At 43.7% G+C, this 14,263-nt stretch carries 12 protein-coding genes; 2 read left to right on the forward strand and 10 right to left on the reverse strand.

The features are described from left to right. Positions 1-48: 48 nt before the first annotated feature. The 3 genes from A3K91_RS11375 to A3K91_RS11385 form a co-directional block, all read right to left on the reverse strand. Entirely contained in the window at positions 49-1,038 is a 990-nt protein-coding gene (locus tag A3K91_RS11375) for a malate dehydrogenase (RefSeq protein ID WP_208855349.1), read from the reverse strand. A gap of 367 nt (positions 1,039-1,405) precedes the next feature. Continuing rightward, positions 1,406-2,110: a T2 family ribonuclease gene (locus A3K91_RS11380; RefSeq protein WP_228139861.1), complete on the reverse strand. Its 705-nt coding sequence runs from the start codon at positions 2,108-2,110 to the stop codon at positions 1,406-1,408. A 488-nt stretch (positions 2,111-2,598) separates the two neighbouring features. Next, the gene (locus tag A3K91_RS11385) at positions 2,599-4,752 is read right to left on the reverse strand and encodes a lytic transglycosylase domain-containing protein (RefSeq protein WP_062845366.1); all 2,154 of its coding nucleotides are present in this window, start codon (positions 4,750-4,752) and stop codon (positions 2,599-2,601) included. Positions 4,753-5,096: 344 nt separating this feature from the next. Here A3K91_RS11385 and miaB point away from each other — a divergent pair, with 344 nt between their 5' ends. Further along, positions 5,097-6,590 carry a tRNA (N6-isopentenyl adenosine(37)-C2)-methylthiotransferase MiaB gene (miaB, locus tag A3K91_RS11390; protein WP_062845367.1) on the forward strand — a complete coding sequence of 498 codons (1,494 nt, stop codon included), beginning with the start codon at positions 5,097-5,099 and terminating at the stop codon, positions 6,588-6,590. A gap of 68 nt (positions 6,591-6,658) precedes the next feature. Here miaB and A3K91_RS11395 read toward each other — a convergent pair whose 3' ends face one another. The 7 genes from A3K91_RS11395 to A3K91_RS11425 form a co-directional block, all read right to left on the reverse strand. Then, positions 6,659-7,498, reverse strand: a complete 840-nt coding sequence (locus tag A3K91_RS11395) for an SDR family oxidoreductase (protein ID WP_062845368.1) — start codon at positions 7,496-7,498, stop codon at positions 6,659-6,661. A gap of 263 nt (positions 7,499-7,761) precedes the next feature. Continuing rightward, a complete protein-coding gene (locus A3K91_RS11400) occupies positions 7,762-7,998 on the reverse strand; it encodes a hypothetical protein (protein WP_062845369.1) in 237 nt (78 codons plus the stop codon). Between the two features lie 133 nt (positions 7,999-8,131). Continuing rightward, positions 8,132-9,346, reverse strand: coding sequence for an RtcB family protein (locus A3K91_RS11405; RefSeq protein WP_062845370.1), 1,215 nt, complete (start codon positions 9,344-9,346; stop codon positions 8,132-8,134). A 759-nt stretch (positions 9,347-10,105) separates the two neighbouring features. After that, complete coding sequence (locus A3K91_RS11410; RefSeq protein WP_062845371.1) at positions 10,106-10,834, reverse strand: LysE family translocator; 729 nt, start codon at positions 10,832-10,834, stop codon at positions 10,106-10,108. Between the two features lie 136 nt (positions 10,835-10,970). Further along, positions 10,971-12,203 (reverse strand): acetylornithine deacetylase, encoded by a 1,233-nt coding sequence (gene argE / locus A3K91_RS11415; protein WP_062845372.1) that lies wholly within the window; start codon positions 12,201-12,203, stop codon positions 10,971-10,973. 33 nt (positions 12,204-12,236) lie between these two features. Continuing rightward, complete coding sequence (locus tag A3K91_RS11420) at positions 12,237-12,719, reverse strand: deaminase (protein ID WP_062845373.1); 483 nt, start codon at positions 12,717-12,719, stop codon at positions 12,237-12,239. Positions 12,720-12,909: 190 nt separating this feature from the next. Next, positions 12,910-13,563 carry a UPF0149 family protein gene (locus A3K91_RS11425; RefSeq protein ID WP_062845374.1) on the reverse strand — a complete coding sequence of 218 codons (654 nt, stop codon included), beginning with the start codon at positions 13,561-13,563 and terminating at the stop codon, positions 12,910-12,912. A gap of 213 nt (positions 13,564-13,776) precedes the next feature. On the opposite strand from A3K91_RS11425, the gene A3K91_RS11430 reads away from it, so the two are divergent. Next, the gene (locus tag A3K91_RS11430; protein WP_062845375.1) at positions 13,777-14,217 is read left to right on the forward strand and encodes a hypothetical protein; all 441 of its coding nucleotides are present in this window, start codon (positions 13,777-13,779) and stop codon (positions 14,215-14,217) included. Positions 14,218-14,263: the final 46 nt, after the last annotated feature.

The raw sequence follows: 14,263 nt of genomic DNA on the forward strand, positions 1-14,263 counted from the left end.
AGCCCTCATATTTCAGAGGGCTTTTTATACTTGTCGCGTTTTGTCTACTTATGGAAGTAGATGCGCTACTGCATCACGCTCTTCACTAAGCTCTTGCTCAGTGGCTTTCATTTTCTCTTTTGAGAAATCTGATGACACATCAACGCCGTCTACGATAGACCAATCGCCATTGCTACAGGTGCAAGGGAATGAGTAAATGAGGCCTTCCGCAATACCATATTCGCCGTTTGAGTAAACACCCATAGACACCCAATCGTTTTCATCGGTACCTAGTGCCCACGTACGCATGTGTGCGATAGCAGCGTTGGCAGCAGAAGCGGCAGACGAAGCACCACGAGCTTTAATGATTGCTGCACCACGCTGTTGTACGTCTGGGATATAAGTGTTTTCGTACCAGTCACGATCAACCAAATCTAGCGCTGGCTTACCGTTAACAGTACAAGCTGTTAGGTCTGGATACTGAGTAGAGGAATGGTTGCCCCAGATTGTCATGTTTTTAACGTCGTTGACAGTGCTTTCAGTTTTTTCAGCCAACTGAGCCATCGCACGATTATGATCCAAACGCGTCATTGCCGTGAAGTTACGTGGATCAAGATCTGGTGCATTACGCTGAGCGATCAGTGCGTTAGTGTTGGCAGGGTTACCCACAACCAATACTTTTACGTCGCGGCTTGCAACGTCATTCAATGCTTTACCTTGTGCTGAGAAAATCGCAGCGTTGGCTTCTAGCAAATCTTTACGTTCCATACCTGGGCCACGAGGACGTGCGCCAACCAGTAATGCATAATCGATATCTTTGAATGCAACAGTCGCATCATCCGTTTGAACAACGCCTGCCAACAATGGGAAAGCACAATCTTCCAATTCCATAACTACACCCTTTAGGGCGTCAAGAGCTGGTGTGATTTCAAGCAATTGCAAAATAACTGGCTGATCTTTACCTAGCATCTCGCCAGATGCAATACGAAATAGCATCGCGTAGCTGATATTACCAGCGGCACCAGTGACGGCAACACGTAAAGGCTGTTTCATTGACATGGAATACTCCCTAATTATGATTATAGAATGTGCGATTATCATTTTAGATATCGACTTGTTTGCTGCATAGTGGCAGCCATAAACCGAGAGCTAGTGTAGCACTTCGTTCAGCAAATCGTCTAGAGACAATCAGACACCTACCACTGATTATATTGTTACATTTTATACGGGAAGAATATGATACCAATCAAGGAGTTGGCATTAGACGTCTATAAAGAAGAATGAAAAAATCTATTTATAGAGGTAATGTTCATTGATTTAAAATTTGAATATACGCTAAAAAACATTAGAAACACGATTAGAGAAGGCAGTCAAAAAATATTGAAAGAAGCAGGATTAAAATTATGTTTAAAAGATGTGGATAAAACTATTTGCCACCTGAAATGACAAATTTACTACCGCAGTTGTCCACCACATTTTGACACGTACCAAAGTCATTGCCATCGTAGCAGACATGAATATCGGTCAAGGTCAGCTGGCGGCGACTACCTGCTTGACAAATCAGATCAATGCTAGCAGCAGACATACCACTATTGAGACGAGTCATTTGGCTAATAAAGCGCGATTTGGAGACGGTATAACTATTACCAGTGTTTAACTCAGAAGGCAATTTTAACGCACCTGCATAGTTGGTTATCTGGCGAAAATAACTACTGGCGCTAAGTGGACTACAAACACCATAACGTTGCCACGCTTGGCTGCGTACGGTGGTATCAGGCATTACACGGTTGACGACTTTTAGTTGTAATGGTGTCAGACGAGGCTCACTACCCCGTCCGCAACGCTCTCCATAACCCATATCTAGACCAGATACATTGAGTGAATAACCTTCAAGACACTGACGCATACGGGCACGCGTCGGCTGAATACTACAAAGCGCGGGCGTCATTTCAATCATCAACACACGCTGCCCTGTTTTTACAGCACTAGCCGCTTGTGCTGGCAGAAGCATTATACTTTGTAGTATCAAAAATGCGCCAATACTTACCGTCGTCTGAATAGTGCTAGGCGCTTTCATCTTTATCACACGCTTATGATATTGACTGACGCGCTCAAGGGTAGAGTGCGCCATCAGTTGGCCTTGATTTTTTACCTTATTTACTGGCGAACGTATCTGCATCTGAGTAGATGGACGAAGACCGATTTTTGATACTGTGCACAGATTGAAATATTTTTTGATCATAAGGGCTGAAGGCATCTAGCAATGATAAGACAAAGACTATCGCTTAGGTCGTAGCATCCACACTATCAATGCGTATAGACCAAGCTTATAGCTAACAAAAAATATGGCTACCCTTTTATGGGTATAGATTGATGCAATGGTAACAAAACGTTTTTTTTATTCTATAGCAGAAACGTAAACAGTCGCTAAAGACTGCAAAAGGTATAAGTTATTTAACCTATTCCATCAAATTCAATCTGTTATTTGTCAAAGCAAAACGCATGCATATTAGAGGTTAACTTTGCACATAAAAAAGCCATTAACAAGTACTCGCTAATGACTTTTTTGATTGATACAAACCTACTTTAATAAAGCTATTTTAATAAGGTATGAGTGCCCTAATACGAAGCAGGCACTGTACCCATACGCTGGCTGATTGGTTGACCATTGCCTAAGAGACTACTATAAATAGTGGCATTCTCCATCACATGTTTTACGTAATTACGGGTTTCAGGGAACGCAATCGTCTCAACGTATTGATCCGAAGCCAATGAGCCATACTCAGGCTGCCAGCGCTTGGCATTATTGGGTCCTGCATTATAGCCTGCCGTCGCCAATACGGGTTGACGGCTCAACTTGCCAAAGATATCGCCCATATACCAAGTACCATAACGGATGTTGGTATCACCACTATTAGCGCGACTGGCACTATAAGTCTCACCCAAGTTTCGGGCAATATATTTTGCTGTGTCAGGCATTACTTGCATCAGACCACTAGCACCAACGTTTGAGCGCGCTGAGGTCACAAAACGACTCTCTTGGCGCATAATGCCATAAGCCCATGCTGGATCAATACCCGCAGACTGGCTATAACGCACGACTGCATCTTGATGCGGCATTGGATGAGACAAGGCCAAACTATCAACGCTATCCGTGTTATCAATGGCATAAATCGCACGGTCAAGCCAGCCCATATCATAAGCTTGACGAGCAGCAGCAATCAATAAATTGTCATCACGCTTGTCTCGCGCCTGCTTCACCGCCCAGTTCCATTCACGGTTGGCATAGGCACGGCTAGCATCAGCATTATATAAGGCAAAAGCGCGGGCAAAATGTGCGTCTTGCATGACACGCGCACGATCGGCAGGGCTAACGTTCGGTAAATTATTACCGCCAAAGCGACTGGCATCAAAACGTTGACCGATCTTATCTTTTGCCATCAGACCATAGTAATCATTGCCTTTTGCAATGTTCTGATACATTTTCTTGGCAGTATTGCGTTTGTTATTATTGCTCGATTGCTCATAGGCACGGGCAAGCCAATATTGCCATTGACTTTGTTTTTGCGTCTCAGCATCCATTCTAGATATGGCTTCGACCACATCATCCCAGCGACTAAAACGAATCGCTGCCTGAGCGTAGTCTTCTGCTTCTTCAAAATTAAAGTCTTCGTCCAAGCTATTACGGAACCAATCAACTGCCTCAACATTAAAGCCATCATCAGTATTATAATTCATACGCTTAACACCAATGATGCGATAAGCATAACGGCGCGTGTCATCATTCAACAGTCTAGCTGAACGCTGATTGTCTTGCTTAACATCAAAATCCAATTGCATTGCTGCTTCGCGATAAGATTTATCAGCCAGACGCCCTAGCGCATAGAGATATAAATACTGGTTGGCTTGGCTAGCAGGTTCGCGACCAAAACGGCTAAAATAAGACGACGGGTTCAGCTGAATCTCACTTAATGCCGAATAGGCAATTGGCGTACCAAGGCGCGATGACAATGCCATGATATCCCCTGTCTTGCCTATACGCAGCATACGCTTAAGGCGAGCAGCTCTATCTTGATTGCTAATCAGTGCGTTATTATTCATCTCCATGGCCAACTGATCGCATAGGGCTGGCTGCTTTTTGGTGGTAAGCCACACTTCAGACTTTGCAGCCATAGCGCGCATGGTATCACCGCCATTATTAAAGCCAAGTCCTACTGCACAGCGCTCGCTCGCGTCAGCATTGGTGATCAAATTAGCCACTTGACGCACCGAAGCATAATCATTGGATCCCGCTTTGGTCTCGGCAAAATCAGCCACCAGTTTTTCTGCCATCACTGTATCTGGATATTGACGCACGAACTGCGAAACAGCTGCTGAGCTTTGTGAATTAAGGTCTTGATTCATGCGCCAGTACGTCGGATACATGGCAAACAATCCACCACTCATTTGTTGTTCATAATTATAAAGCGCGTTCACATCACCACGATCGGCTGCAATAGCAGCTGCCGTAAATGAGCTTGCACCATTATCTTGTTGATACCCAGTATTTTGCTGATAGCTTTCTGATTGATAACTGGTTTCGGGCTGATAGGTTTCTTCATCGCCCCATGTCAGCTCTGCACAAGCCACTTGTGACAATCCAAGTGTGCTCATTGCCGTTGCCAAGCTCAGTGCGCTAAAACGCAGTGTACTTACGTTGAGACGCTTTGAACAATCCTTTTGATTGGTAATCTCTCTATCCTTGATGCCATAAGCAACGCGCAACTTCGTCATATTGTCTCTCTTTATTATATCTCTACAATGTGTAAACGGTGATTTGCCAGATACCGCTATGGTGATGATACTCATCATACTATACTCGTTGCACTTGCAACCATCACCTTTACCTTTTGTTAATAAATACGATAGCGCGGTGTAACATAGAAGTGATAGCAGAGACGATTTTTACCAAAAGTGATATGAAGCTCAGTAAACAATTGATACTGTTATAATTAATCAATCACATTGATGGCCAATTGCGCACGCTAATTTTTCACATTGGTAGAGGGTTGTGATAAAATACGCCACTTGTTAATCCGCTATCTCGCTATATTTTAGTTAATTATGGACTTTCCCTTATGAGTGTTACTGTATTTAATCCCCGCATTAATGACGCCGCTGTTGCTAACACAACTGCTGCTGCGCCAGCTGCCACTGCACTCAAAGAAGCAAGTTCAGCCCAATCGCCTGTCACGCAAACAACCACCAAAAAGGTATTTGTGACGACTCAAGGCTGCCAGATGAATGTTTATGACTCTGGTAAAATGCTTGATGTGCTTGGTGACTCGCACGGCATGGAAGTGACACACAATATTGATGAAGCAGACGTTCTGTTGATGAATACCTGCTCTATTCGTGAAAAAGCACAAGAAAAAGTTTTTTCAGAATTGGGTCGCTGGCGCAAACTAAAAGAAAAACGCCCTGATCTCGTCATCGGTGTCGGTGGCTGTGTGGCATCGCAAGAAGGCGACAATATTCAAAAACGGGCGCCTTATGTCGATATGGTATTTGGCCCACAAACCTTACACCGCCTGCCAGAGCTATATGATCAATCAAATGAGCAGCGTAATATATCGCCAAAGAACCGTATCGGTACTATCGACGTATCTTTCCCAAGTATTGAAAAATTCGACTTCTTACCAGAACCAAGAGTAGAAGGTTATAAGGCCTTTGTTTCCATCATGGAAGGCTGCTCGAAATACTGCTCATTTTGTGTGGTGCCTTATACGCGCGGTGAAGAATTGTCGCGTCCGCTTGATGACGTATTGGCTGAGATTGACAGCCTTGCCGCTCAAGGTATCCGAGAAATCAACCTATTGGGACAAAACGTCAATGGCTATCGCGGCGAAAAAGACGATGGCAGCATTTGCCGTTTCGCTGAGCTACTGCATTATGTGTCGCATGTAGATGGTGTTGAGCGTATTCGTTATACCACAAGCCACCCGCTTGAGTTCACCGATGACATCATTGACGCTTATGCGCAGTTGCCAGAGCTGGTATCGCATTTACATCTGCCCGTACAAAGCGGCTCCAATGCAATTCTTGCTGCCATGAAGCGTAACCATACCATCGATGTTTATATTGACCAGATCAACAAACTAAAAGCCATTCGCCCTGACATCCATTTGTCGAGCGATTTTATCATTGGATTCCCTGGTGAGACTGAGCAAGACTTCCAAGACACTTTGAACTTGGCAAAAGAGTTGAACTTCGATCACTCTTATAGCTTTATTTACTCTAAGCGCCCAGGTACGCCAGCGGCTGAGTTGCCAGATGATGTAAGCTTCACCACCAAAAAAGCGCGTTTGGCTGAATTTCAAAAGGTCATTGTCGACTCGACACTGGCTAAAACGCATGAAATGGTCGGTACGACAACTCGCGTATTAGTCGAACAAATCGCCAATCGTCATCCTGACTGTTTAATCGGTACAGCGGACAATACACGTACCGTAATGTTCCCATACGATGAGGAGCAAATGAATGAGCTACTCGGTAAGATCGTCAGCGTGCGTATCACTGATTTTGTCAGCCCGCATATGGTGAAGGGTGAGCTAATCGAGGTATTGGCTTAAATTTTTACATCATAATATTGCGTAATAAAAAAGGCCGTTCGCTAAGATAGTGAACGGCCTTTTTTTGTTTAAGCATTAGGGGTAGCCGTGCTCCCCGCTAAAATCCCGCCATCAATCGTCAGCTCAGTACCCGTCACGTACTTTGACTCATCGCTCGCCAAATAAAGCGCGGCATAAGCCACGTCCATGACATCGCCCATGTAACCAAGCGGAATGTCTTTACTAATTACTTTGATCGCTTCTTCACGCGCACTCCCTTCTCCTAACATCGTATCCCACATTGGCGTATAAATAGCGGCTGGGTGAATGGAGTTACAGCGAATATCATAGCCGTTTTGCGCACAATATAAGGCAACTGATTTGCTATGATTTCTGACGCCAGCTTTACTTGAGGCGTAAGCGGCTGCTAAAGGAATACCGACCATACCTGAGCGAGAAGATATATTAACGATACTGGATTTGCTGTTTTTATCAGTTGGACGGTTTTTCATCAGCGCTATTGCAGCCCTGCACCCTAAAGCGACGCCATCTAGATTGACTTGATGCACCTTATGCCAACTTGCCATATCTAAGTGCTCAGGGTCATGAGGACCTGCCGCCTCCAAAAACCCAGCAATACCGGCATTGTTTACAACAATATCTAACCCTTGATATTTTTGTTGAATGTACTGCTCAGCTTTTTGCCAATCGCTCTCATTTGAGACATCCAAATGAATATAGTCTGCTGGTTTTGATTCGTGCCATTGCTGACGCGTCACATTAATATCATCGCAAGCGCGCTGCCCTTTATCATCATTGATATCACTGAATATAACGGTTGCCCCTTCTTTGACAAAAAGCTCAGCAATTGCTTTACCAATGCCTTGGGCAGAACCAGTCACCAATGCAACCTTATTAAGTAGTCTCATAAAACCCTCCTTTATATTTGTTCAATCTTAATCGTAAATAACGTCAGCTAAAAATAAAACGGTTATACGAATAACAGTTATATGAGTTTAAACGCGTGACTGGTACAAATTTTCCTTGCTTACTGTGTCTACGCTGATAGAGGCGGCAAAAAATTTACCCCAGCCGCGCTAACTCTTTTTTATAATATTAATATGATAGAACCGTACGCTTCTTAAAGTGAATAAATAACATCATAATCGTGGCTCATAAAATTTTTTCGCTCCTATTCTGATAACCAATCTGTCTTCCGTAGCTGCTGCTTGGTCTCACGACGACGCTTTTTGCGGACGATGTCAATGTCTTCTTTTTCATGGATACCGCCTTTTTTGAGTAGCGGATTCAGCGCCAAATAATTGCGTGCCTTCACTGCGCCTAGCGAATGCTGTGCACCTGACTCAGCTCGCTGTTCTAAATGCCGCTCAATCTGTTTGGCCTTTTTTAACGTTTGTTTTAAGCTCATATGATTGCCTATTCTATAATTCTTTTTAAATGCAAATGCCAAAAACCATATTAGCGAAGAAAAACGAGCGCAAATTGTACGTCCATCACATGAAGCAAGTTTGACGACGCTAAGATGATTTGCAGGCTTAGTATTAGCCTTTAATACACATGACTTGCTTGAGCGTATGCACCACTTCAACCAAGTCTCGTTGGTTGGCCATCACTTCATCAATGTCTTTGTACGCGCCCGGTATCTCATCGATGACGCCTTTGTCTTTGCGACATTCAACCCCAGCTGTCTGCGCTTTTAGCTCATCAATGGTGAACGCGCGCACCGCTTTACCTCGGCTCATCTGCCGACCTGCCCCGTGTGAACATGAGCAAAACGATTCTGCCGCGCCAAGACCACGGACGATAAAAGATTTTGCGCCCATAGAGCCAGGGATGATGCCAAGCTCACCTGCGTAAGCACTAATCGCGCCTTTACGGGTCACATAAACCTGCTCGCCAAAATGCACCTCTTCATTGACGTAGTTGTGATGGCAATTGATGGCTTCTTTGGTCAGCTGAAATCGTGGCAGTCCTGCTTGCGGCGATTGCAACGCCTTAATCACCAACCGCATCATCTCGCGGCGGTTCTCTAGCGCGTAATCCTGCGCCCAGCCGACCGCCTCAACATAATCAGCAAAGCTGTCAGAGCCCTCAGCAAAATACGACAAATCACGATCAGGCACATGACCAAAGCGTGATTGGCGCTCTTTTTTGGCCAGATTGATAAAATAGCGGCCGATACAGTTGCCAATACCGCGACTACCAGAATGCAGCATGACCCAAACATCGTTGTTTTCATCCAAACACAGCTCAATGAAATGATTGCCACCGCCAAGCGTGCCGAGCTGCTTGGCCCACGTACGCTCAAAGCCTTTTAGCATTTTGAGTAAACCCGGATGCTTATCGGTAATAGGTTTCAGTCGTTTGCCAAGCGGATCAAGCGTCGAGTTTTTGGCTTGGATTTGTTTATGCAAGTTAAACCCTACCGGCACCTGCTGTTCTACTATCGAACGTAATAACTTCAAACTATCCGGCAAATCACTTGCTGTCAGCGACAATCGTACCGCATTCATACCACAGCCAATATCTACACCGACTGCCGCAGGTATAATGGCAGATTTGGTCGGAATCACGCTACCGACGGTCGCGCCTTTGCCAACATGGACATCAGGCATGACAGCAATGTGCGAATGTACAAATTCTAACTGGGCCAAGTTGCGTAGTTGCTGCATGGCACCTTGTTCAACATCGGTGGTGTATATTTTGACAGGGACGCCATGTTTGCTATTTTTATTTAATACTAATTGAATGCTCATTGTTTTTTCCATTTTTTATTTTTAAGACCATATATTTTTTAATTCACCTATTTAATTTTTTAGACATTACTTATCTGTCTCAATTAAACTCAATATTTAATAAGAAAAATCGACAATTAAGAAATGATAGGCAATAAAAAACCGTATTTTTATTAATTAAAAATCAATAAAAATTCATGGCTAATTTATAATGGACGTTTTAAGAAAGATATTACCGTACCAAAAATGACCGCATACATGCTATGTGTACAACAAGCGCGCAGACAGACATTAGCTAAGTTTTCACATAGCTTATCTTTTGGTAGACGGTAAAGAGAAATGTTAGACAAGCAATAAACAGCAGAATGCCTAGTATAGTCAAATAACCATACAACACAGATAACTTAAAAGAAGGATAACGCGAGTAGATATAGAAGGTTGTTTAGAGACACTAAATTATAAAGTATCAATAAATAACTGATCTATAGGCTTAGCCAAACCTTTTAGAAGTCATCATTGCTGTCATGCTTTTCATACATTCAATCTTTAAAAACGTTTTAACAGTTATATAGGACACGATGATTCCTCCATAGGTTATGGCTAATGTCAGGGCGACAAAAGCAAATTGATTGATGTGATTTATTCGATATAAAAACCTATAAATCAATGCGATTATAATAACGATTTAAAAATCAATGTCAACTATTAATTTAGTATCAATTTTATATTAATACTTTAGGAAGTTTCTTTAATATAAAAAATAAATAACAATCATATCTTTTACATCGTAAAATCTTTTATGACGTCAGCTAACAAAGCGGCTGCAATCAATACAAAAATGACGCCACAACCACGATTTAACCATGCTAAGCGACCACCCACATCGAGCCAACTTGCCAGCTTTTTGCCACCCAAGGTATATACGATCTGCCAAATGGTCTCACTCATGAACAGCCCAATGGTCAGTAGAATATATTGTGGCCATAGTGGCGCACTAAAATTAATAAACTTAGGGAAAAAGGCTGCAAAGAACAAAATCGCTTTTGGGTTAGATAGAGAGACCCAAACACCCGTACGAAACAAAGTAAGATTGCTGGGACCTACTTGCACGGCAGCGTTAGAGAGCGAACGTGGCTGCGGTCTAGTAGATGTACCCTCAGAGGCAGCATAGTCGGCTTCTACCTCCGCACTTAGCTCTTTAGCATCGCTCATCAGGCTGCCATCGCCCGCATCACGCCATGAACTGATACCCAAATAAATCAAGTATGCCGCGCCCACGGCTTTGATAATCGTGAGCAGCCATGGCGATTGACGACTGATTACATCCAATCCGAGCAGCGTTGACAGTAACAAAACAAACAGTCCAAGGCTCAAACCCGCCAGCGTCCATAACGTTCGCTTCACACCATAGTTCATGCCGTACTGAAATGCCAGTAGCATATTGGGACCTGGGGTCGCGGAAATCAAAAACGTACTTGCGAAAAATACTGCAAACAGATGCCAAGACATCAGCTAACCCCTACTTTGTTATATATAAATGGTTCTTATACGAATAGCCACATTACCAAAAAAAGAAATACCGCCATTAGGACGGTATTTCTTTTGCTTACTCGCATTATATACATATGTTTGGCAGTTTTACAGGCTACTTGACGGTACAACTGTCTAATAGTTTTTGCAAAAAGCCGTCACAACGTTCGATTTCAATCAGTTCTACGTATTCATCCGCTTTGTGCGCCTGCTCAATACTACCAGGACCGCAGATAATCGTTGGAATACCAGCATTGGTAAATTGACCGCCCTCAGTTGCATAAGCCACTTTATGACGCTCGTCATCTCCAGTTAATGCCGCTATCAACGCTTGCAGCTCAGCGCTATCATTGTCGGTCATGGCTGGCACACTTTCTTCTTGCACCAGCTCGATGCCCGTCTCTGGAGCACGGGCTTGCATCTGTGCGCTGAGCTCTGCAACCTTTTCTTGAATGGGTACTAAAATATCGTCTTGCGTCATGTGCGGCAGGTTACGATAGTCAAAGGTGAACTCGCACAAGTTGGGTACAATATTGGTTGCTGTACCGCCTCGTATGGTACCAACGGATAAGGTCGAATAAGGCACATCAAACAGCGCATCATTGTCATCGCGACCGCTTATCTCTTCTGCCAACGTATCCACGTAGCCAATCAAGCGGCTGGCGTAACTGATGGCATTGACCCCTTGCATCGTCAAGGATGAATGCGCGGACTTACCATGCACACGGCAACGATAAACCGCAATGCCTTTATGTGCCACCACCATCGCCATGTTGGTCGGCTCACCAACGATACAATAATCAGGCGTAATACCGCGGACTTTTAAGTCTGCCAGTATGAGTGGCGCGCCCAAACAGCCAACTTCTTCATCAAACGACAATGCCAGATGCAAGGGACGACGTAGTTTTCCACTGTTTGATAATTGCACGGCTTGCGGCAATAGCGTTAAAGCACAAGCGATAAAGCCTTTCATATCACAAGCGCCGCGTCCGTAGAGCTTGTCGCCACGAATCGTTGCAGTAAACGGCTCTGACGTCCAATCTTGACCATCGATTGGCACCACATCCGTATGCCCTGAGAGCACCAGCCCATTATTCAATTGATCAGCGTTTTTACCAGCGGGTACGGTCACAAATAGATTGGCTTTGTTTTTGGCCTCATTAAAAGTCAAATCCACCGCAAGGCCCAATTGCTTACAGTAGGCTTGTACGTCTTCAATAAGTGCCAAGTTTGAATGGCGACTGACCGTATCAAAACCAATCAAACGCGTGAGCCAGTCAAGACTCTGATTGGGATAAGCAGTATCGGACGGGGTTTGACTGTTATCATTACTGTTGTTTGTAGTCATAAAATATCCTTATCACGATATAAGATAAAAAAATTAACTTCTTTGGAGCGCGCGCTGTTGCAATGCTTTTATCTCTTTATCCAAGCCAGCGACAGGGCCTGATACAGGTATATTTGGCGCAATGTCTTGAATAGAAAAAGTATTGATAGGTGATGTGGATTTTACATTTATCTCCATCATCCACTCGGTCAGCTGTTTTGAGGAACTGACGTATGCAATACGCCCAAGACCTGCCCATGCATGAGCTGCTGCACACATTGCACAGTGTTCGCCTGAGGTATACACCACCGCTTTTGCCCTCGCATCAACTGTCATGTGTTGCGCCGCCCATTTTGCTACAGCGATTTCAGGATGATAAGTTGGATCCACCGTGTTAGCGCGGTTACGATCCTCACATAAAACCTGACCGTCGCCATCAACCAACACACTACCAAACGGCTCATCGCCTGCTTCTAGAGCGTCGGCAGCCAGCGCTACGCAGCGGCGCAGATGTGGCATGTCATGATCAGTTATCATCCTCATCTCCCTTTATTCTTTTATCGCAAATTACTATTTTTATTCTATCGTCAATATACGTCAAAAAAAATATAGCGATGCCGAGATAACACTTATAAACACGTTGGCGCACAAAGCACGCAAACTTCGCCTCAGCAAACAGCTATCTGACGTCTATTTTCTATTCTAGCTTGACTATATATAACATCATTTACGATGGATTGTTTTGATTCATGATATCAATAACCGGTGGCATTGGTTTTGGTAATTTGCCTTCTGCTTGTAACTCTTTGGTCGTTTTGGCATTGATGGCAAGCCCAGAGATAAGTGCAATATCTTTGACGGCTTTGCGCTTACGAGTTGCAAAGCTGACAGGTACCATACGTGCAAATTCGTAGAGGTACAAGTAAGACTCTTCACCACCTTCAAAATCTTCGTCATCCTCAAGGCGAATGGCACCAATTTTTGCCAAGTCGGATAGCATCTCGTTTTCCTCACTCGTGAGGCTACAATCGGTAATGCCAAAACCAGTCATAAAACCGTTCGCCCACTGTTTCAACGCTATCACACGCTCGTATAAATCGTGTTCATCATCCGGTATGAGCGGCATATAAGAATAGGCATCATCTTTGTCTTTAAGCTGGAATACAGTGTCCTCTGCTTCTTCTGTCAACAAGGTCAATGCAGCCTCTGGTAGTGACGCAAAGCTCAGCTCCTCAAACACCTTCGCCCATGTTGCTTCATCAGGGGCATTACAAGCTGTCATAAGCCCTGTCATCAAGCCATGTACCTCACTGATAGATACATCAGTCCAGTCGTCAAAAGCGGTCAGCCAAGTATTCCAGCCAGAAATATTGTCATTCATAATAGATATCCTAATGAGTGGTTATTGCTTAAAAAACAGAAAATAGACGCTGTACCCTGTCACTAACAAAAGCGCGCCTAATAAATATAAAAAGGCCAAGCCTAATACGCGTAATTACTTTGTTGATATAGATATTATGCGGTCACCTATGGCATTATTAAACGCAGAGAACAAAATTCATTCACGCTTACTTGTTAAGGATAAAAACTGACTATGTATGATCAACTTAAACTATTAGAAAAAACGATACTCGACATAAAAAAGCAGTATCAGCTTGTCAGTGCTGAACTTAGCAGCCTCAAACAAAATCCCGTCACCAATACCCAAGAGCTGACTGCACTACAAAATAAGCTCAATACGAGCCATACAGAACGCGACGGTGCCAAAAAACAATTGAATGATCTCGACAAGCGCTATCAAAATCTTGCAGAAGCGCATCATATGATTGGTGAAGAGCAAGACAAGCTGCAAAAACAGATCAGCGAATTAAAACAACAAAACAATGAGCTGCAGCAGCATAACAAAGAATTGAAACAGCAGTATCACGATATTAAACAGCAAAATAGTGACTTACAAAAGAAAAATCAATTGGCCGCTGAGCGAACGCAAGTTGTCTTGAAACGCTTGACCCGTATTGACCAAGCAGAAGGTTAGCCAGTCCATTCATCCTAGTAATATCTTATATTACTCATTTTACTGA

The sequence above is a fragment of the Psychrobacter alimentarius genome, assembly GCF_001606025.1.
GTDB classification, from domain to species: Bacteria; Pseudomonadota; Gammaproteobacteria; order Pseudomonadales; family Moraxellaceae; genus Psychrobacter; species Psychrobacter alimentarius.

Bases quoted from the DNA above. Each gene is read 5' to 3' on its own strand.
- A3K91_RS11400 (WP_062845369.1), bottom strand. From the start codon at position 7,998: ATGAGCTTAAAACAAACGTTAAAAAAGGCCAAACAGATTGAGCGGCAT.
- miaB (WP_062845367.1), top strand. From the start codon at position 5,097: ATGAGTGTTACTGTATTTAATCCCCGCATTAATGACGCCGCTGTTGCT.
- A3K91_RS11410 (WP_062845371.1), bottom strand. From the start codon at position 10,834: ATGTCTTGGCATCTGTTTGCAGTATTTTTCGCAAGTACGTTTTTGATT.
- A3K91_RS11405 (WP_062845370.1), bottom strand. From the start codon at position 9,346: ATGAGCATTCAATTAGTATTAAATAAAAATAGCAAACATGGCGTCCCT.
- A3K91_RS11385 (WP_062845366.1), bottom strand. From the start codon at position 4,752: ATGACGAAGTTGCGCGTTGCTTATGGCATCAAGGATAGAGAGATTACC.
- A3K91_RS11395 (WP_062845368.1), bottom strand. From the start codon at position 7,498: ATGAGACTACTTAATAAGGTTGCATTGGTGACTGGTTCTGCCCAAGGC.
- A3K91_RS11420 (WP_062845373.1), bottom strand. From the start codon at position 12,719: ATGATAACTGATCATGACATGCCACATCTGCGCCGCTGCGTAGCGCTG.
- A3K91_RS11425 (WP_062845374.1), bottom strand. From the start codon at position 13,563: ATGAATGACAATATTTCTGGCTGGAATACTTGGCTGACCGCTTTTGAC.
- A3K91_RS11430 (WP_062845375.1), top strand. From the start codon at position 13,777: ATGTATGATCAACTTAAACTATTAGAAAAAACGATACTCGACATAAAA.
- A3K91_RS11375 (WP_208855349.1), bottom strand. From the start codon at position 1,038: ATGTCAATGAAACAGCCTTTACGTGTTGCCGTCACTGGTGCCGCTGGT.
- A3K91_RS11380 (WP_228139861.1), bottom strand. From the start codon at position 2,110: ATGGCGCACTCTACCCTTGAGCGCGTCAGTCAATATCATAAGCGTGTG.
- argE (WP_062845372.1), bottom strand. From the start codon at position 12,203: ATGACTACAAACAACAGTAATGATAACAGTCAAACCCCGTCCGATACT.